The sequence below is a fragment of the uncultured Gemella sp. genome, assembly GCF_963519265.1.
Lineage (GTDB): Bacteria > Bacillota > Bacilli > Staphylococcales > Gemellaceae > Gemella.
Genome location: NZ_CAUQNQ010000025.1, coordinates 1 through 20,574, shown reverse-complemented (window position 1 = coordinate 20,574; position 20,574 = coordinate 1). Strand labels below are relative to the sequence as shown.

The window sequence follows — 20,574 nt, the reverse complement described above, 5'->3', positions numbered from 1 at the left end:
TACACCCAGAAATCAACGAACAACTTATCGTTGAGTACTACAGCCGTTAATAAAACAAAGCCCTTTAAACTCATGTTTAAGGGGTTTGTTTTTGTTTTATGCGTAAAATCAGAATAAATCTCTATAAATCATTGCTGAGTTTGAAAGTTAAAAATTCTGAATTTAAAAAAGTTCATATGAGAATACATAGACGCAGTAGTTTATTGAAATCTAAAAAAACTTTTTTGATTTCTAATAAACTTTGAGGGGGAACTAGATGGAATCATTACTCTGAAATTCTGATTTTTTAATCACTCTTTTTTATTGTAAAAATTATATCTTTAATAATAATTATATATTATTTTATTAAGATTATTCATAGTAAACTTTTTTCTTTACTTACATAAGTAAAAGCATTAGTAGTAATAATTATTTAATTGTGATATAATTAGTAAATATTATTAATAGTGAATAATATTTATTTTAAAATAGGAGGATATCATGAACGTTTTTAGAAAAAAATCAATTGACTCTATTTTAGCAGAGTCAAGAAATAAGACGTTAAATCCGACGATGAGAACAATGGATTTAGTTCTATTTGGAATCGGAGCGATTATAGGTTCAGGAATTTTAGTATTGACTGGTAAGGCTTCTGCAGAAGCAGGACCGGCAGTTGTATTTTCTTTCCTAATTGCAGGGTTAGCGTGTTGTTTAGCAGCACTTTGTTATGCGGAATTAGCTTCAACTATACCATCAAGTGGTAGTACGTATACTTACTTATATGTAGCAGTCGGCGAAATTGTAGCTTATACGATAGGTTGGGTATTAATAGGTGGATATGTTCTTACTGCAGCTACAGTAGCAAATGGTTGGTCAAGTTATTTCTCGCGTTTATTAGCAGGTTTAGGTATAGAAATTCCTAAAGAATTTTACACATTACCAGCAGCAGGTGGATATGGTAACATTCCAGCAATAATCATCGTATTATTAATTACTTTTATTCTATCAAAAGGTACTTCAAGTAGTAAACTTGTAAATAACCTTATGGTAGCTGCAAAAGTAGGTATTGTAGTTTTATTCATCGTGGTTGGTGTATTTTATGTAGAACCAACTAACTGGACAAATAACTTCGCGCCATCAGGTTTTTCAGGAGTAATGTTAGCTGCGACTACTGTATTCTTCGCATACTTAGGGTTTGATGCGATTTCTACTTCAGCAGAAGAAACAATCAATCCAGAAAAAGCTTTACCAAAAGCTATTATTATTACAATGTTAGTTTGTACAGCGTTCTATATTCTAGTGTGTTTAGTGCTTACTGGAGTTGTTCAATATAATAGGCTTGGAACTGGAGATGCCTTGGCATTTGTACTAGAAGAAGTAGGTCAAAATAAAGTAGCTGGTATCGTATCTCTTGGAGCGGTAATTGGTCTTATGGCTGGTATATTATCATTCATGTATGCAGGAATCCGTATTACTTATACAATTGCACGTGATGGATTATTACCAGAAAAATTAACTAAAGTTAATGAAAATAAAGTACCAAGTACAGTAACATGGGGATTAGGAATCTTAACAGCGTTATTAGCAGGATTTTTACCATTAGGAAAATTAGCTGATCTTGCTAATGTAGCATCAATTATTGCATTCGCATTAGTAAGTTATACAACTATCGTATTCTACAAAAAATTCCCAGATTTAAAACGTGGATTTAGAGTACCAGGTATGCCAATTTTACCGATTATTTCTATCATCTTATTTGGAGCATTACTATATAGTGTTACATTAACAACATGGATTATCTTTGTTGTTTGGGTTATAGTAGGTATGATAGTTTACTTTACATTCTCATATAAGAATAGTAAATTAAAATAAAAAATAGATTTATTTTAGAAATTAAAAAGAGTCATGAATTAAAGGTTCATGATTCTTTTAATTTAATATAAAATTAAAGTTTTAAAGTATGAATTGTATATTTTAACTTTAAAATATCAAATGAATGCTAGAATTAAGAGAATGACACTTTTGGTATTTGTAGTTTCATCATAAAATATAGAGAAAATTTATTCTTTGTAATTCTATATTGGCAATGAAAATAAAGTACTAAGTGTTAGAAAAGATAAAAAAATTAATAATTTTCAAAAAAATAGTAGTTATAATACATTGGGAAATATTGTGTTATTTATTTCGTATTATTTTCATGATTTAATAACATTTTATATAGGAATATTAGTATAAATTAATTTTTTATAAATTTTTTAGTGTTCTAGAAAAATAGAAAAATTTAGCAAATAATTTTGTATAATTTAATAGAAAAATAAATAAGAATAGTTATAGTACAATCTTAAAACAGTAATTAAAAGGAAATGAAACAGCTGTTTTTCAAATTTCTTTTCTTAAAATGATTGATACTTATTTTCATAAGAATTAGTATTAAATTATTTTTATAAAAACTGGTTTAACAACATTTTTAAGCTTGCGTTTCTTAAAAAAATGTAGAAAATATTTTCATAAAAACTTTCATTAGAAAAACGCTTTCATAATTAAAAGGTTTGTGTTATTATATAAGTACAGAGAAAAATTAGGAGGTAAGGGAAATGATTATCGGAGTACCAAAAGAAATTAAAAATAATGAAAGTAGGGTATCTGCTATACCAGGTGTAGTGAATGAATTAGTATTAGATGGACACACTGTATATGTAGAAAAAGGAGCAGGTTTAGCTTCGGGTATTTCAGATGCTGAGTATGAAAAGGCAGGAGCTGTTCTTGTAGAAAAAGCTGAGGATGTATGGAATAAATCAGACTTAATATATAAAGTTAAAGAGCCAATTCCATCAGAGTATAAGTACTTTAGAAAAGGGTTAATTATTTATACATACCTACACTTAGCAGCAGACGCAGAATTAACGAAAGAAATGGTTGATTCAGGTACTATTGGTATAGCTTTTGAAACAGTAAAAGTAGGAAGAGGTTTGCCGTTATTAAGACCTATGAGTGAAGTTGCCGGAAGAATGGCTGTACAAGAAGGGGCAAGATTCTTGTCGAAAGTACAAGGTGGTAAAGGTATCTTATTACAAGGTGTACCAGGAGTTCAACCAGGACATGTTGTAATTATAGGAGCAGGTGTCGCGGGTACTGCTGCGGCAACGGCCGCTGTGGGTCTTGGAGCACGTGTAACAATGATTGATGTAAACTTAGATGCATTAACAGAATTATCACACGTTTTCGGTGGTAAAATTGAAACTCTTTACTCTAATAAGTTTAATATTGCAAATGCTATTAAATCAGCTGATTTAGTAGTAAGTACGGTATTAATCCCAGGAGCAAAAGCACCAAAATTAGTGACTAAAGAGATGGTAAAAGATATGCCAGATGGTGGTGTAATTGTCGACGTAGCTATTGACCAAGGTGGTACAACAGAATATACTGAAGGACGTCCAACAAGTCATGATAATCCAGTATTTGTAGAAGAAGGAGTATTACACTACTCAGTAGCTAATATTCCAGGTGCAGTAGCACAAACATCAACTTATGCACTTTGTAATGCAACGGCTAAGTATGTCAAAGTTATTGCCAAATTTGGGGTAAAAGAAGCAGTAGCTAAATTCCCAGAATTAGTGCCGGGTGTGAACGTAGCTAATGGAAAAGTTACATTTAAAGCAGTAGCTGATGATTTAGGATATGAATATACTCCTGTAGAAGTCGCTTTGTAATATAATAATGAATTTTAAAAATATAAAATAGTTGAAAATTTGTATAACTTGAGTGCTCTATCTGTTATAGGGCACTCGCTTATTGTTTCAGGAGTTTATAAAAAGAAAATTATATTCATTGAAATATATAAATAGTAAAATATTTATTGGAATATTAAGGAGAGAACTATGTGAGTCTAAGTAATGATAGTAAAAGGTTTACAAATATGCTATAATTTAATTAAAGAATATTAGTAGGGAGAATATTTAATAAATAATAGGAGGATTTATTATGAGTATTTTAAGAAAAAAATCAGTTGAATCTATTTTAGCAGAAGCTAGAAGTAAAACTTTAGCTCCAACGATGAAAACGATGGATTTAATTCTATTCGGAATCGGGGCGATTATAGGGTCAGGGATTCTAGTATTAACTGGTAAAGCATCAGCAGAAGCAGGACCAGCGGTAATCTTCTCATTCTTAATCGCAGGGGTAGCGTGTTGTTTAGCGGCACTTTGTTACGCGGAATTAGCTTCAACAATTCCATCAAGTGGTAGTACATATACATACCTTTATGTATCAATTGGTGAAATTGTAGCCTATATTATAGGTTGGGTATTAATAGGAGGATATGTTCTTTCTGCAGCCACTGTATCAAATGGTTGGTCTAGTTACTTCTCTCGTCTACTGGCAGGTTTAGGTATTGAACTCCCTAAAGTATATTACACTTTACCGTCAGATGGAGGATATGGTAACATCCCAGCTATCGTAATTGTATTATTAATTACATTCTTACTATCAAGAGGTACGTCAAGTAGTAAACTTGTGAATAACCTTATGGTAGCTGCAAAAGTTGGTATCGTAATCTTATTCATCATTGTTGGATCAATGTATGTTGAACCAACACACTGGACAAATAATTTTGCACCTACAGGTTTCTCAGGGGTAATGTTAGCAGCCACTACAGTATTCTTTGCTTATCTTGGATTTGATGCGATTTCTACTTCAGCAGAAGAAACAATCAATCCAGAAAAAGCTCTACCAAAAGCTATCATTGTCACTATGATCGTATGTACAGCATTCTACATCTTAGTATGTTTAGTATTAACAGGGGTTGTTGAATACAACCGTCTTGGATCTGGGGATGCATTAGTATTCGTACTTGAAGAAGTTGGTCAAAACAAAGTTGCTGGTATTGTTTCTCTAGGGGCAGTAATCGGACTTATGGCTGGTATCTTATCATTCATGTATGCAGGTATCCGTATCGCTTATACAATTGCACGTGATGGATTATTACCAAAAGTATTCACTAAAGTTAACGATAACAAAGTACCAAGTACAGTTACATGGTCTTTAGGATGCTTAACTGCAGTATTAGCTGGGTTCTTACCACTAGGGAAATTAGCAGAACTTGCTAACGTAGCTTCTATTATCGCATTCGCATTAGTAAGTTACACTACTATCGTATTCTACAAAAAATTCCCAGATGTAAAACGTGGATTCAGAGTACCGGGTATGCCAGTATTACCAATTATCTCAATTGTATTATTCGCAGCTTTACTATACAGTGTTACATTAACTTCATGGATTATCTTCTTCGTATGGGTAATCGTAGGATTAATCGTATACTTCACATATTCATATAAACATAGTAAAATTGAATAGAATATAAAAATAAGAATCGACTATAACTTTTAGGTTATAGTCGATTTTTTATGTCTTAAAATATAATGTATATAGTAATAAATTTTTTACAAATTATGCATTTGTCCAGAGATTTCGTTTGTTACTTTTTGCTTTATTTTGTGCTTTTTTATACTTATCTAAGTATCTTGTATCAGGTGGTTTTACATATTTTATTTCAGCCAGACCTACCAGTAATAACTCTTCTTGAACACTTTTTCCATCTGCATAAACATAGCACAATGCTCTATGGTACTTATCTTCTTTCTCATAAACATCAAATTCAATTTCAACATCTTTAGCATTAGATAATAATTTTCCATTTAATTCACTAGCTTCAGGTCCATACTTTTGAACCTCAACACCAGCTTTTACAGTTTCTGGTGTATCAATTAATAAATATCTCACTTTCAATTCTTTGTTATTGAAGTTTACTATAATAGTGTCACCATCAACTTTTTTTATAAATTTAACCTTATATTTTGTCTTATCTCCCTTGATAGAAACTCCATTAATAGTTGCTTCCTTATAACTTTCACCAGTCTGATTAATTATTAAAGTGATAATTAAAAATATTGCCGTGAAAAAAATAAAGAAAATAATAAATACCTTTTTATTCATAATGATTCCCCCTCAATATTAATTTTAACACTTTTGAAGTTTGAGATAAAGTTATATCGATTTAATTATAGAAATAACCGAGATAATAAAAAGGGAGTGACTCGACAAAATCGTGATTTCTTAAGAAACAAGATTTTGTCGAGTCACTCTCGGAAAGTTTATTAGATATCTAAAAGCTTTTATAAAGCGAATTTAGATATCAATAAACCATTGCGTCTATGAGTTCTCATATACACTTTGTTAAAATTTAGGATTTTTGGGTCATCACCATATTCTCTTACTTCGTTATCTCTTCAATTATCGTCTCTAACTTCATAGAACGACTTGCTTTGAATAAGATTACTTCGTTTTTGTGTTTGTTATTTTTCAGATATTCACTAACTTCTGCTGTAGTAGGGAAGTGTAGTATTTTTATTTTATCGTTTTTAATTTGTTTTGTAATGTTTTCTGCTAGTTCACCAACGCTGATTACTAGGTCGATATCATTTGTGTTTTCAGAAATATATTCTCCAACTTCACCGTGATAGTTAACTTCGTTAGGTCCTAGTTCGAACATACTTCCTAATACAAGTGTTTTATAATCGAAGTCGTCATAACTACTTACTACATCAACACCAGCTTTCATAGAAGTAGGACTAGCGTTATATGCATCGTTGATTATTAGTGAATCCTCTCTGTAAGGGATACTTTGTAGACGCATGCCTGTTATTTCCACAGTATTTTCAATAGCTTTGCGGATTTCCTCGTTAGTTAATCCAATCTTACTTGCGATTGCTGTTGCGAACATAATGTTATATAGATTATGTTTTCCTTTTAATTTTGTGAAGTATTGCTCGTCGCTTATATTAAGTTTGAAATCAATTTTATCACGTGTAATTGTGTAGTTTTCTAGTATTATATCGTTATAGCTATTTTCACCACATGATGTTGCGTTAATTTCTGAAGAATCTACTAATGTTTTTAGAAGAACTTCATCTCCGTTATATACGAAATATCCGTCTTTCTTCATACCATTAGTAATTTCGAATTTAGCTTTAGCAATCCCTTCACGTGATTTGAAGAATTCAATATGACTCTCACCGATATTAGTGATGACTGTATAATCAGGTTCAACTAACTTAGATAAAAAGTCAAGCTGTCCAAAACCATCAGCTCCCATCTCAAGAACTAGTATTTCACTATCTTCAGGCGCAGCAAGAATAGTAATTGGCACACCAAGTTCGTTATTAAAGTTTCCTTGTGTTTTGTGAACTTTATATTTTGTTGATAATACACTTGTAATAATATCTTTAGTAGTAGTCTTACCGTTACTACCTGTGATTGCGATAGTTTTGGCATTTAAACTTTCTAAATAGTGTTTTGCTAGAGTTTGAATTGCTTCATAACTATCATCAACGTAGATGATATTATTATCAGAAACAAAGTCGTCTTTTAACGATAAACTTGCTGCAGCACCTTTTTCAAAGGCACTTTCTATATAGTTGTGCCCATCGACATTTTCACCTAAGAAGGGAATAAATAAGTCACCTTGTTTAACTTTTCTACTATCAATAGCGATACCAGTAATTTCTACATTGCTAGTAATATTTGCTTTTTTTGCATTTAATATTTTTTCTAAATCTGTAACTAAATATTTCATGGTTAATCCTATTCTTCAGTTAATAAGTTTTTACGATCTTCGTAACGCTCTACAGCTAGTGCGAATAGTTCTTCGATAATTTCTGAATAACTCACGTTCATATTTGCCCATAGAGAAGGGAACATTGAGAATGGAGTGAATCCAGGCATTGTGTTTACTTCGTTAATAAAGATTTCTCCTTCTTTAGTGTAGAAGAAGTCAGCACGTACTAATCCTGATCCGCTGATTGCACGGAATGCAGTTGCTGCCATTTCTCTGAATTTAGGATATAGAGTAGTATCGATTGGAGCTGGAATATCCATACGAGATTGTCCATCTGTGTATTTAGTTTCATAATCGTAGAATTCTGTTGAAGAAATGTTTACGATCTCTCCTGGATCTGTAGTCTTAACCTCGTTGTAACCAAGAACGGCAACTTCTATTTCTTTAGCACCTACAGCTCCTTGCTCAACGACGATTTTTTTGTCGAATTTAAGAGCTTCTTCAATACCTTTTACTAATTCAGCTTCATCGTTACAGCGACTAATACCAACTGAAGAACCTAAGTTAGCAGGTTTTACGAATAGAGGATATTTAAGATTTTTATTAATCTCAGCGACAAGAGCTTCTTTTTTGTTTTTCCAAGTGTATTCGATAAAGTGAACGTATGGAAGTTGTGGAAGGTCATAAGCAGCGAATAATTGTTTCATAACTACTTTATCCATACCAGCAGCACTTGAAAGTACATTGTTACCAACATAAGCAATATCCATGATTTCTAGTAACCCTTGGATTGTTCCATCTTCACCGTTTGGTCCATGAAGAACAGGGAAGACGATATCGAATTTACGTCCATCTTCAAATAATAATCCACTGATATCATTGTCAAAGTTAGAAAAAACTAAGTTGTGTTGATCAGTTACGTCTGATGTAATTTTTTCACCACGTGCCCAGTTACCTTCTAATGAGATAAAGATAGGGAATACGTTGTATTTTTCTTTGTCTATTGCGTTAATAATTGATTTCGCTGTTAAAAGTGACACTGAGTGTTCGGCACTTTTACCACCATATACAATTCCGATATTTTGTTTTGTCATGTTTAAATCTCCTAAGAAATAAAAATTGTTTTTTTATTATAATGCATAAATTTCAATATACACATATTTTAATTCAGTTATGATCGAAATTTGTTAATTACGATGCAAAACTAACATACCTTATTATATCATAAAAACTTAAAAGTAGAATAAATTTGTAAGATATCATAGAATAAATTTTTTTGAAAATATAAATCATTTAAAATAGTATAGAAGCAACAGAGGACTATTAGTTAAAATAGCATAGTTGCTTCTATAATTCACTATTTTATAGTTTATATTTCTCCTTTAGTTCTGCGATAGTATCACGAAGTTTTGCAGCTTGTTCGAATTCGAATTTTTCTGCAGCAGCGAACATTTGTTGTTCTAATTCTGCTAAGTGCTCTTCAATATTATCATCGTTGATATTTGCAGTTTCTTCAAGTTCAAGAATCTCTTCATCGTTAGCGACTTCTTTCTTAGCGCTGATAGAATCACGAATATCTTTAATAATAGTTTGTGGGGTAATACCATGTTCCTCGTTATATGCCATTTGAATTTCACGACGACGATTTGTCTCATCAATTGCTTTTCTCATACTTCGAGTAATATTATCTGCATACATTATTACACGACCATTCGCATTACGTGCAGCACGTCCAATTGTTTGAAGCAGTGCTTTATCTCCACGTAGAAATCCTTCTTTATCTGCATCCAAAATAGCCACAAGCGACACTTCAGGAATATCTAGACCTTCACGTAGTAAGTTGATTCCAATAAGAATATCGAATTTACCAAGTCGAAGATTTCTAATTATTTCTGTACGTTCTAATGTTTTGATATCAGAGTGTAGGTATTCTACTTTTAAACCATTTTCTTTCAGATAAGCTGTCAGAGATTCCGCCATTTTCTTTGTTAAGGTAGTGATAAGTACACGTTCTCCTTTAGCGATAATCTTCTCAGCTTCTTTAGTAATATCAAACACTTGGTCACTAACAGGGCGAATATCGATAATTGGATCTAGTAGACCTGTAGGACGAATGATTTGTTCAGTTATTTTTGTACTATTCTCTAATTCGAAGTCCCCAGGTGTTGCTGAAACGAAAATAGCTTGATTAAGTTTTTTCTCAAATTCCTCAAAGTTTAAAGGACGGTTATCCAACGCTGTCGGTAGCCTGAATCCATAATCAACAAGCACTTGTTTACGTGCTCTATCTCCGTTAAACATACCACGAACCTGAGGAAGGGTAACGTGTGATTCATCGACTACTAGTAACCAATCATCTGGGAAGTAATCTAGTAGTGTATATGGAGTGCTGCCAGGCTCACGAAGTGTAAGATGAAGAGAGTAGTTCTCTATCCCTGAACAGAATCCCATTTCTTCCATCATTTCAAGGTCATAGTTAGTACGTTGTTCAAGACGTTGAGCTTCTAGAAGTTTATTTTCCATATTTAGAACTTTTAATCTTTCTTCTAGTTCAGCTCGTATTCTCTTAATCGCTTCTTTAGTCTTTTCATCACCAGCAACGAAGTGACTGGCAGGATATATTGCGATATGTTCAAGTTCACTTAGTACTTCTCCAGTTAATGGATTAATTTCACGAATACGATCGATTTCATCACCGAACATCTCTATACGAACAGAATTTTCACTACGAGAAGCTGGGAAGATTTCAATAACATCTCCGCGAACCCTAAAATTACCACGAGTAAACTCAATATCATTTCTCATATATTGAATACTAATTAGTTTTTCCATTATTTTATTACGATTAATTTCATCACCAACACGTAATGATAGAACTAGCGATGAATATTCTTCTGGCGAACCAAGACCATATATACAGCTGACACTTGATACGATAATAACATCATCACGATCAAATAATGAAGATGTTGCACTGTGTCGTAGTTTATCAATCTCGTCATTCACAGATGAATCTTTTTCTATATATGTATCTGTAGATGGAACGTATGCCTCTGGTTGGAAGTAATCATAGTATGAAACAAAGTACTCAACTCGGTTATTTGGGAAAAATTCTTTAAGCTCATTGTATAATTGCCCAGCTAATGTCTTATTGTGAGCTAGCACTAAAGTCGGTTTCCCTACATTTTTTACGATATTAGCTATAGTAAATGTCTTACCAGTACCAGTTGCACCAAGTAATGTTTGATATTTTTCACCATTATTTAAACCTTCAGTAAGTTCAGCAATCGCATTAATCTGATCCCCCTTAGGATCGTACTTACTCTGAAGATCAAAATCAACATGTAATCTATTAATTTCCAAAAAATCCACTCCTTATATAGCTTGTTCTGTGAGTTAATAGTACAAATTAAAATAACTCACACAAAAAGTTAATTAATTCTTTCTATAACATTATAATATAGATAGGGGAATAGTGAAAGAAAAAGTAATTAGTATTAAAGATTATAATTATTCATATTTATAATTGAAAATCTAAAGAAATTAACCGTAAAATACTATATATCAATGGTATAGCGAATATTACTATGTTATAATAATGATATAGGAGATTGTAATTAATCACATTTGGGAGGTGTGCAATTATGAAAAAAGTTAGACATGAACATGTAAAGCCAACAGAGGATTTAGTGGCTAAGAAAATATTTTCTAATACAGAGATAACATCAGCTTTTATTAGCGATATACTAGGTCTTTCGGTTAAGTGTACAAAAATTTTAGATGGGACTCAAATTCATTCAAGTTTTGAAGATGATTGCCCTTTAAAGGTGTGAATTTTAAAAAAAGTTTATAAGAAAACTCATAGACGCAGTGGTTTATTGATATCTAAATTCGCCTTATAAAGGCTTTTTATATATCTAATAAACTGTGCGGGGGTGACTCGACAAAATCGATTTCTTCGAAATCACGATTTTTGAGTCACTCCCTAGACGTCTTAGCTGAATTGGATGATGGAACTCAAGTTATTATAGAAATACAAGTAGCTAAGCAATTGGAATTTTTAAAAAGATTGTGGGTGTATATATGTAATCAGGTATCAAAAAATATGGATACAATAAGATTGCAACTAGGTCGAACTAGTCCTATATATTCAGAGTTAATACCAGTTTATTCAGTCTCAATTCTAGAAAAAAATTATTTTGATGACGATAGAGCTATAAGAAGTTTTAGTCTAAGAGATGATGATACAGATAAACAGCTAAAAGTTGATGTAAAAGGGATAAAAGAAAAAAGAAATTTGATAACTATGGCATTTTTAGAGCTGAGTAAATATAATCCTGATATCAGAGAAAACTATAATAAAAAAAGATGGTTAGAATTATTTTCAAATCAGCCGTTTACCCAAAGTCAAGATGAAATAATAGAAAGTGCCGATAGTTTGATGGAATATAAAAATTGGAGTGAGGAGGAAAAAGCTATGTATGATGAAAAAACAAGGAAATATGATGCATATGTAGATGCATTGCAATATAAGTTTGTGGAAGGTTTAGAGTTAGGACGAAATGAAGGAATAGAACAGGGAATAGAGCAAGGGCGAACTGAAGAGCGAGAGAATTCAGTAGCGAGATTTATTAAATATGTAAAATTAGGAGTAATCTCAAAAAAAGATGCATGCCAAGATTTAGGTATGACAGAAAAAGAACTTGATAAATATTTACAAGCATAAAAAAATTGAGATGTAAATAAAATTCTTCATTGATAAATGAGGTGATTGAGAGAAGATGTATGATGAAAAGATAAGGAAATACGATGCATATGTAGACGCGTTGCAATATAAGTTTGTAGAGGGAATAGAAAAAGGACGAAGTGAAGAAAGAGAGAATTCGATAGCGAGATTCATTAAGTATGTGAAATTAGGAGTAATTTCAAAAAAAGATGCCTGTCAAGATTTAGGTATGACAGAAAAAGAACTTGATAAATATTTATAGGCTTAGTAGCCAAAAAATACTATGCGAAATCAATCATATCACTAAAATTGTATACAATAACTGAGAGTGATAAAGAATCATAGTTTGAATAAACAGATTCTAAATTGTCGCTCTCATTTTTTGTTCTCGATAAATATAAATTGCATCAAATTTCGAAGAGGTATTTATTTCTGATTTAATTTATATTTGAAACTTTTAATCTGTAAATTTTGAATAGTGTAATAAATACTATATTTTTAAATATTTCTACTATATTTTATTTTGCTTTTTCGAGTGTATATGTTAAGATAGTATAGTATGAAAAAAGGAGGAAGTAATGGATACAAAAAAAATTATATATACTTCACCGAAAAGTGAGAGAATTGATAAATTTTTACAACAAGAATTAACAGATGTTTCTAGAACAAATATCCAGAACTTAATATCTGAAGGTTATATTAAAGTAGATGGAGATAATATTAAAACAAATTATAAATTAAAAGAGGGTAATGTTGTTACTATCGATTACAAAGAGCCTGAAGAGTTAGACGTTGTAAAACAAGATATCCCAGTGGATATTGTTTATGAAGATAATGATTTAATCATTGTAAATAAAGCTAAAGGTATGGTTGTTCATCCATCTGTAGGACATAAAGATGGAACATTAGTTAATGCCTTATTATTCCACAGTGAACTTTCAAGTATTAATGGTACAATTAGACCAGGTATTGTTCATAGAATAGATAAAGATACATCTGGATTATTAATCGTTGCAAAAAATGACAAAGCACACGTTAAATTATCAGAAATGATTGCGAATAAAGACGTTAAGAGAAAATATTACGCTCTAGTACACGGAAGTATTAAACACGACTACGGGACTATAGATGCACCAATCGCTCGTAATCCGAAAGAACGTAAAGAAATGGCAATTATCGATGAAGGTAAACCATCTATTACACACTTTAAGGTTGTAGATAGATTTGAAAAATATACGCTTATCGAATGTGAATTAGAAACTGGGCGTACTCACCAAATTAGGGTACACATGAAATATATTAATCACCCATTAGTAGGGGATCCAGTATATGGTCCAAGAAAAACTTTAAATACAAATGGACAGTCACTTCATTCGAAAAGTATCGAATTTAATCACCCGATTACTGGTGAACATCTATACTTTGAAACAGAAATTCCAGAGTATATGGTCGAAACAATGTCTAAATTAGATAAATAGAATATTTTATAACATATCACTTCAAATGTTGGTAATTGTTGCCAACTTTGAGGTGTTTTTTTAAGAACTTCATTCTGTATTAGTATAGATTTGCAATATAAGAATTATTTTCTTAGAAAATTAAAAAAGTAAAAATTTTAGAAAAAACAGTAATGTAATTGTAGGATAAAAGACTAAAATAGCGATTAAATTAAATCTGTATGCGTTATCAATTAAATCTTGTGATGGCAAAGAATAGAGGAATTAATATACAAGAATTTTGTTAATAACATACATAATTGAAAATTATTAAATAAAATAGTTTATTTTTTCTAAAAAGTGTAGTATTATAATATATATATTAGTAGTTATTTAAGGAGGACAAATAACATGGTATTAGTACCAGCAAAAGACATGCTTGTAAAAGCAAGAAAAGAAGGATATGCAGTAGGGCATTTCAACATCAATAACTTAGAATGGACAAAAGCTATCTTAGCAGCTTGTGAAGAAGCGAAAAGTCCAGTAATCTTAGGTGTAAGTGAAGGAGCAGCTAAATACATGACTGGTTTCAGAACTGTTGCAGCTATGGTTGAAGCTATGGTTGAAGAAATGAACATTACAGTTCCTGTTGCATTACACTTAGACCACGGTTCATACGAAGGAACTCAAAAAGCTATCGAAGCAGGATTTAGTTCAGTTATGTTCGACGGATCTCACTATCCATTCGAAGAAAACATTGCTAAATCTAAAGAAATGATTGCTTTAGCTCACTCTAAAGGATTATCAATCGAGTGTGAAGTTGGTTCAATCGGTGGAGAAGAAGATGGAGTTATCGGTTCTGGTGAATTAGCAGATCCAAATGAATGTAAAACAATGGCTGACTTAGGAATTGACTTCCTAGCTGCTGGTATTGGTAACATTCACGGTAAATACCCTGAAAACTGGGCTGGATTAAGCTTCGAAACTTTAGAAAAAATCGCTGAAATCACTGATGGTATTCCATTAGTATTACACGGTGGTTCAGGTATTCCAACTGACCAAATCCAAAAAGCTATCTCTCTAGGAGTATCTAAAGTTAACGTTAACACTGAATGTCAATTAGCATTTGCTGAAGCTACACGTAAATACATTGAAGAAGGTGGAGACCTTAAACCTAAAGGATTCGACCCTCGTAAATTATTAAACCCTGGATTTGAAGCTATTAAAGCTATGGTTCACGAAAAAATCGATATCTTCGGTTCAAGAAACAAAGCATAATAACTACGCAATTTTATATAAAGGCTCATGCTTTGCATGGGCCTTTTGTTTATATACAAATTTAGATAAAGGAGCATTCCTATGCAACAAACAATAGATTATTTAAAAAAACTTACAAGCATCCCTTCACCAACAGGTTATACGAGAGAAGTCGCAGATTACATAGTAGGGGAAGTAGAAAGATTAGGTTATACAGTAATCCGCACTAATAAAGGTGGGGTAAATATAGTAGTTAAAGGTAAGGACGATAATAAACACCGTGTCGTAACAGCTCACGTAGACACATTAGGAGCGATGGTACGTGCGGTAAAAGCAGATGGTCGCTTAAAAATGGCTAAAATCGGCGGTTATCCATGGAATATGATAGAAGGTGAGAACTGTCTTGTTCATGTAGCAAGTACAGGAAAAACTGTTAGTGGAACTATCTTAATTCATCAAACTAGTACTCATGTATATAAAGATGCAGGAACAGCAGAACGTACAGAAGATAATATGGAAGTAAGATTAGATGCAAAAGTAAGAAATGAGAAAGAAACACGTGACCTAGGTATTGATGTTGGAGACTTTATAAGCTTTGACCCTCGTACGATAATTACAGAAACAGGATTTATAAAAAGTCGTTTCTTAGATGACAAAGTTAGTGCTGCGATTTTATTAGACTTACTAAGAAAATATAAGGAAGAAAATATTGAGTTGCCATATACAACACACTTTATGTTCAGTGTTTTTGAAGAAGTAGGGCATGGTGCTAATTCAAATCTTCCGAAAGAAGCAGTAGAATACCTAGCCGTTGATATGGGAGCTATGGGAGATGACCAACAGACTGATGAATATACAGTATCAATCTGTGTAAAAGATGCAAGTGGTCCGTATAATTATGAATTCCGTAATCATCTAGTACAATTAGCAAAAAATAATGATATTCAATATAAATTAGATATTTATCCATATTATGGAAGTGATGCGTCAGCTGCGATGCGAGCAGGTGCTGAAGTAAAACATGCATTGCTAGGTGCAGGGATAGAATCGAGTCATTCTTATGAAAGAACACATATAGATTCAGTTAAACAAACACATAAGATGGTAGATGTATATTTACGAAGTGAATTAATAAAATAAGTATGAATTAAGTTGAGAAAAAAATAGTGATAAAATTTAATGTAAATTGATTTAATAAGCTTTTTAGATATATAATAAACTTTGCAGGGGAAGACGATAAAATCGATTTCTTAGAAAATACGATTTTTGAGTAATTCCCCTGTTTAAAGTTTTTTTGGCGTTAATTAATATTCGCATAAATTATTTATATATGATATACTTTAGGTAACAGCAAAAGGGAGGTGGATGCAATGGGAGAGCGTCATAAAAATATATATACAATTTATGATTTAGCGGTTAAAAAAGTATTTCGTAATGAAGAAGTGGCATTACAATATGTAAAGAATATTTTCGGATTGCAGCGGAAAGGGCGAAGCTTATAGATTGATGACTTACTTAACTGTTTATAATAAAATAGTTCTCTATAATATAAAATGGGGAGGGAGAATACAATGAAAGAACGACATAAAAATATAAAACCAATTTACGATTTAGTGGTTAAAAAGGTATTTCGTAATGAAGAAGTGGCATTGCAATTTGTTAAGGATATTTTCGAATTACCCGCAAAAAGTGCTAAGCTTATTGAAGGAAATCAAATATTCGCAGCAAACAGTAATGTAGAATCAGACTTTAACATAGCTGTGGATATTCTTGTCGAATTAGATAACCACGCACAGGTAATTATCGAGGTGCAACTTGCTAAACAAGTATTTTTCATTAATCGAATTTGGGCATATTTATGCAAACAGGTTAATGATAATATTGAGAGACTAAAACAAAACGAAGAAGAGAAGTTGGCGATTTATAAAAAATTACCACCAGTATACGTAGCAGCTATCGTCGATAAGAACTACTTTGAAGGCGATGAAGCTATAAGTACTTTTTTAATCAAAGAAGAAACTAGAAATACAGAATTAAAAATGTACGTAGAAAATAATACTAAAGACATTCCGTTATTAAAAATAGTATTTCTAGAATTAAAAAAATATAGAGAAAACTTAAACAACGATTATAAAAAAATTAGATGGCTGGAATTTTTTGGAAACAAACAGTACACAAACGAACCTGATGAGGTACTTGTTAAAGCCGATAATTTATTAAATCTTAGAAACTGGAGCAAGGAGGAAAAACGTATGTACGATGAAGCAACAAGACAACAAGACCACTACTGGGCATCATTGGCTTATGCACAGGAAGAAGGACGTGCTGAGGGTATGAGACTGGGGATTGAACAAGGAATTGAACAAGGAATTGAACAAGGAATTGAACAAGGTATTGAGCAAGGAAGAATAACGGCAATAGTGAACTTAGTAAAAGAAGGTATTATTACAAAAGAGTTGGGAGCACAAAAATTAAATCTAAGTGAGCAGGAGCTCGGAACCTATTTATAGGAGAACAGAAATGTATGTACGATGAAGCAACAAGACAACAAGAGTATAACGGGGCTTCATATACAGATTTATTAGTAGTTTATTGGGAAAGATAGTGTGGGATAGTGAATTAATAAAATAAGTATGAAGAATAATACTTAGTTTAATGTAATATTTAGTTTAGTTAAATGATAGTTCAAGTTAGTTACGTAACTTATAACTAAAGGTTTAGTTTAGAAATAAATTTTGTGTAAAAAATATAAAACGGCTAATTAATAGCACTTTTCTATTACATTTTAACGAAAAATAATAAAAAACTTAAGAAAAAAACTTGACTTTTAACATGAAAATCACTATAATAACTATATACGATAATCTGTCGTATAAAAATCAAAAAATTATTATTTAAAAGGAGACTTAATACTATGAAAAAACAAGTATTATTATCAGTATTTGCTGCATCTCTATTCGCAGCAGCACCTGCAGCATTAGCTCAAGAAGTATCAGCACCAAACGGTGTTACAGCATCAGATAACGCTGTTACAGGAACTTCAAAAGATGATTCACACGACTTAACTTTTGAACAAGTAACTCCAGAGCCATTCAACAAAGCTCAAGTAGATTCTTCAAAAGCTAAAACTGGAAAAGCTAACAACGCTACTGTAGATAAAGACGGTGTTGTACGTGGAAAAGGAAAAGCTATGGCACCAGCTAAAAAACCAGCTGGACAAAAAGCTTTACCAAAAACTTCAGCAGTTAAATAATACTGATACAAGTAAATAGAAAAGGATGTTTGATTAATCAAACTCCTTTTTTATTTTATATTTCATTTTATGTATTTATTATATACATAAAGACCTCAAGATTTCAGAGTCGCATCTGGTTCTTGAGGTCTTTTTTCTGTTATCTAATTGTTTTTATTCTTGTCGCGACTACCGTACCAACAGCTGCGATGATTGCTGATGCGTAGAATACGTAAGAAGTGCTAATATCCCAAAGAGCACCCATGATGTACAGTCCTACTGCCATACTAAGTTGGAAACAGATGGCTGTGTATAGATTTTGCATATCGATAATTTCTTTATTGTTGTAATCTTTATTCAGTATTAAAATAAAGGCGATATGAGCAACCGCGAATGTAATCGCATGGAATGTCTGCATAATTGTGAAAACATAGATGTTGTGGAATATAGCTAATGCTCCCCAACGAATGATAGCACAAACACCAGCGAATACCATTAGATTTTTTGGCTTGATTCTTTTAACCAATCTTTTCGAGAAGATAAAGAATATTATTTCCGCAATAACTGATACGTTAAGAATTACACCAGAAAGCCATTTTGCTGATATGTTCATACTTTCTAAATATAGTGCATTGTAATTATTATATGCAGTATGTGAAAGTTGGTATAAAAATACAGTGATAATTAGTAAAATTGCATTTCTATCTTTTAAGACCCAACTGTATAAGCTTTCTTTTTCTTTTCTCGTATTTGGTTCTTCAAAGCTTAGACTTTTTACCAGTTTAGGCTGTGGTAAGAACATGAATACTAAATATAATGCAACTAAAAATATTAGTATGTAGTATAAAGCTCCGTTACCAACGTAACCTAGAATCCCCCCAATAATTATACCGATTACCGTAAATCCAAGAGAACCATATGTTCTAGCTTTTCCGTAATCAATATTCTCTTCACGTAAAAATAATGACGCTAGTCCTTCGACTAGGGGGCTTACCATGAAGTAAATCATACCGAATAAAAATGTAATTAATCCAAGTACTATTTTTTCATTAGTAAAGCCGTAACTCACCGCAAGAATTAATCCAATTCCCACAGATAGTTTCAAAGTGATATCAATATTATATTTTTTTATTAAATATGGACTTAAAAATATTCCACTAATAACCCTTGCGATATAAAGCATTGAAAATATCGAACTAGCCTCTAAGACGCTCAAGTTTTTTACCGATGTTAGATAAACCATCCAGAATGGTAAGAATGTCCCAGTTACTAAAAATTGTAAAAAGTAGTTAGTGGATAACCATGTTTTTGATGACATATTTACCTCCTATGCAAAATATACTTGAACTAGAACGACTAAGCTATTCATAAGAATATGAGAGATAATTGGAGTTAATATACTTCTTGTATGAACATATAGATAACTGAATACAAATGACATACCAATATAGATAACCATAATTGGAGAAATACCATCATGAGGTAGAGCGAAGATAATTCCTGTTACTAATGCTGGAATCGTGAATCTAATCCATTCCTTACTACCAATCATAGCATCATAAAAATATCCAAAGACTGCTTTCCTAAAGAATAGTTCTTCCATAATAGGTCCAAGAACTGCGACATAGAGAATGAAATAAGGTTTTACTTTTATGATTTCAACAACATTATTTGTGTTCCTGCTTCTAGTCTCAAAACTAAAAAAGTTTGATAGGTATACTAACAAACCATTTATAAAACCTTGTAATAACATCATTGAAACAAATCCAATAATTCCAATCGCGATTAATGTAATAGGATTATATATACTCTTTTGTCTATCGATATCATTTCTGCTTTTTCTGGCTAAGATACTAAGAATTAGTGTTGCAGTCAATGACAGAAATAGTACAATGGTAACACGTCTATCTATAGTTATATTTCGAGGGAGTTGTAGTGGAAGAATAAATACAGCGAGTAAATAAATCAATCCACTAAGAAGTAAGTGGCTCACATTGCCACGAGTGAATGAAAATCTCATAAACCCTCCTTAAATTATTTTGTTAAATTCTATTATAGCATCTATAATTTACATATACAACTGTTATTGTTTAATATATAAGTAAATTTAGAATGATAAATCATTGCTATAATATGATTTCAAGAAATTTTCAGAAAATATTCGTTTATTTCTCTTGAAACTTTTTAATATTAATGTTAGAATAAAATATAAGTAAGCGAGCTGATGATGGTGAAAGTTCAGCAACAATATTGGCATTAAATACAACTTAATATTGATAAAGTTGAGTTTTTACTAATCAGGGTGGACCCGCGGAAATTATTTCGTCCCTAG

At 31.8% G+C, this 20,574-nt stretch carries 18 protein-coding genes; 12 read left to right on the top strand and 6 right to left on the bottom strand.

Annotated elements, in window-relative coordinates; all coding sequences use genetic code 11:
- Positions 1–477: 477 nt before the first annotated feature.
- The 3 genes from RWN11_RS04245 (at position 478) to RWN11_RS04235 (ending at position 5,331) form a co-directional block, all read left to right on the top strand.
- Positions 478–1,851, top strand: a complete 1,374-nt coding sequence (locus tag RWN11_RS04245) for an amino acid permease (protein ID WP_314160545.1) — start codon at positions 478–480, stop codon at positions 1,849–1,851.
- Positions 1,852–2,573: 722 nt separating this feature from the next.
- A complete protein-coding gene (ald, locus tag RWN11_RS04240; RefSeq protein WP_314160543.1) occupies positions 2,574–3,689 on the top strand; it encodes an alanine dehydrogenase in 1,116 nt (371 codons plus the stop codon).
- 268 nt (positions 3,690–3,957) lie between these two features.
- Positions 3,958–5,331: an amino acid permease gene (locus RWN11_RS04235; RefSeq protein WP_314160544.1), complete on the top strand. Its 1,374-nt coding sequence runs from the start codon at positions 3,958–3,960 to the stop codon at positions 5,329–5,331.
- A 93-nt stretch (positions 5,332–5,424) separates the two neighbouring features.
- Here RWN11_RS04235 and RWN11_RS04230 read toward each other — a convergent pair whose 3' ends face one another.
- From RWN11_RS04230 to uvrB, 4 genes are all read right to left on the bottom strand, one after another.
- The gene (locus RWN11_RS04230; protein ID WP_314160542.1) at positions 5,425–5,970 is read right to left on the bottom strand and encodes a thermonuclease family protein; all 546 of its coding nucleotides are present in this window, start codon (positions 5,968–5,970) and stop codon (positions 5,425–5,427) included.
- A 277-nt stretch (positions 5,971–6,247) separates the two neighbouring features.
- A complete protein-coding gene (gene murF, locus RWN11_RS04225; protein WP_314160541.1) occupies positions 6,248–7,609 on the bottom strand; it encodes a UDP-N-acetylmuramoyl-tripeptide--D-alanyl-D-alanine ligase in 1,362 nt (453 codons plus the stop codon).
- Between the two features lie 8 nt (positions 7,610–7,617).
- Entirely contained in the window at positions 7,618–8,685 is a 1,068-nt protein-coding gene (locus tag RWN11_RS04220) for a D-alanine--D-alanine ligase (protein ID WP_314160540.1), read from the bottom strand.
- Positions 8,686–8,953: 268 nt separating this feature from the next.
- Positions 8,954–10,954, bottom strand: coding sequence for an excinuclease ABC subunit UvrB (gene uvrB / locus RWN11_RS04215; protein ID WP_314160539.1), 2,001 nt, complete (start codon positions 10,952–10,954; stop codon positions 8,954–8,956).
- A 281-nt stretch (positions 10,955–11,235) separates the two neighbouring features.
- Between uvrB and RWN11_RS04210 the strand changes: the two genes are divergently transcribed.
- The 9 genes from RWN11_RS04210 (at position 11,236) to RWN11_RS04170 (ending at position 18,263) form a co-directional block, all read left to right on the top strand.
- Positions 11,236–11,424 (top strand): hypothetical protein, encoded by a 189-nt coding sequence (locus tag RWN11_RS04210; protein WP_314160538.1) that lies wholly within the window; start codon positions 11,236–11,238, stop codon positions 11,422–11,424.
- Positions 11,425–11,564: 140 nt separating this feature from the next.
- Positions 11,565–12,317: an Rpn family recombination-promoting nuclease/putative transposase gene (locus tag RWN11_RS04205; protein WP_314160537.1), complete on the top strand. Its 753-nt coding sequence runs from the start codon at positions 11,565–11,567 to the stop codon at positions 12,315–12,317.
- Between the two features lie 55 nt (positions 12,318–12,372).
- Positions 12,373–12,579: a hypothetical protein gene (locus RWN11_RS04200; protein ID WP_314160536.1), complete on the top strand. Its 207-nt coding sequence runs from the start codon at positions 12,373–12,375 to the stop codon at positions 12,577–12,579.
- 316 nt (positions 12,580–12,895) lie between these two features.
- Positions 12,896–13,795, top strand: a complete 900-nt coding sequence (locus tag RWN11_RS04195; protein WP_314160535.1) for an RluA family pseudouridine synthase — start codon at positions 12,896–12,898, stop codon at positions 13,793–13,795.
- Between the two features lie 369 nt (positions 13,796–14,164).
- Positions 14,165–15,031, top strand: a complete 867-nt coding sequence (gene fba / locus RWN11_RS04190; RefSeq protein WP_314160534.1) for a class II fructose-1,6-bisphosphate aldolase — start codon at positions 14,165–14,167, stop codon at positions 15,029–15,031.
- 81 nt (positions 15,032–15,112) lie between these two features.
- A complete protein-coding gene (locus RWN11_RS04185) occupies positions 15,113–16,150 on the top strand; it encodes a M42 family metallopeptidase (protein WP_314160533.1) in 1,038 nt (345 codons plus the stop codon).
- 230 nt (positions 16,151–16,380) lie between these two features.
- Positions 16,381–16,512, top strand: a complete 132-nt coding sequence (locus tag RWN11_RS04180; protein ID WP_314160532.1) for a hypothetical protein — start codon at positions 16,381–16,383, stop codon at positions 16,510–16,512.
- A 69-nt stretch (positions 16,513–16,581) separates the two neighbouring features.
- Positions 16,582–17,520, top strand: coding sequence for an Rpn family recombination-promoting nuclease/putative transposase (locus tag RWN11_RS04175; RefSeq protein ID WP_314160531.1), 939 nt, complete (start codon positions 16,582–16,584; stop codon positions 17,518–17,520).
- Between the two features lie 404 nt (positions 17,521–17,924).
- Positions 17,925–18,263: an LPKTxAVK-anchored surface protein gene (locus RWN11_RS04170; protein WP_314160530.1), complete on the top strand. Its 339-nt coding sequence runs from the start codon at positions 17,925–17,927 to the stop codon at positions 18,261–18,263.
- A 139-nt stretch (positions 18,264–18,402) separates the two neighbouring features.
- On the opposite strand, the gene RWN11_RS04165 is transcribed toward RWN11_RS04170, so the two are convergent.
- Both RWN11_RS04165 and RWN11_RS04160 read right to left on the bottom strand, forming a co-directional pair.
- The gene (locus tag RWN11_RS04165; protein ID WP_314160529.1) at positions 18,403–19,560 is read right to left on the bottom strand and encodes an MFS transporter; all 1,158 of its coding nucleotides are present in this window, start codon (positions 19,558–19,560) and stop codon (positions 18,403–18,405) included.
- Between the two features lie 9 nt (positions 19,561–19,569).
- Complete coding sequence (locus RWN11_RS04160; RefSeq protein ID WP_314160528.1) at positions 19,570–20,262, bottom strand: CPBP family intramembrane glutamic endopeptidase; 693 nt, start codon at positions 20,260–20,262, stop codon at positions 19,570–19,572.
- Positions 20,263–20,574 lie beyond the last annotated feature (312 nt).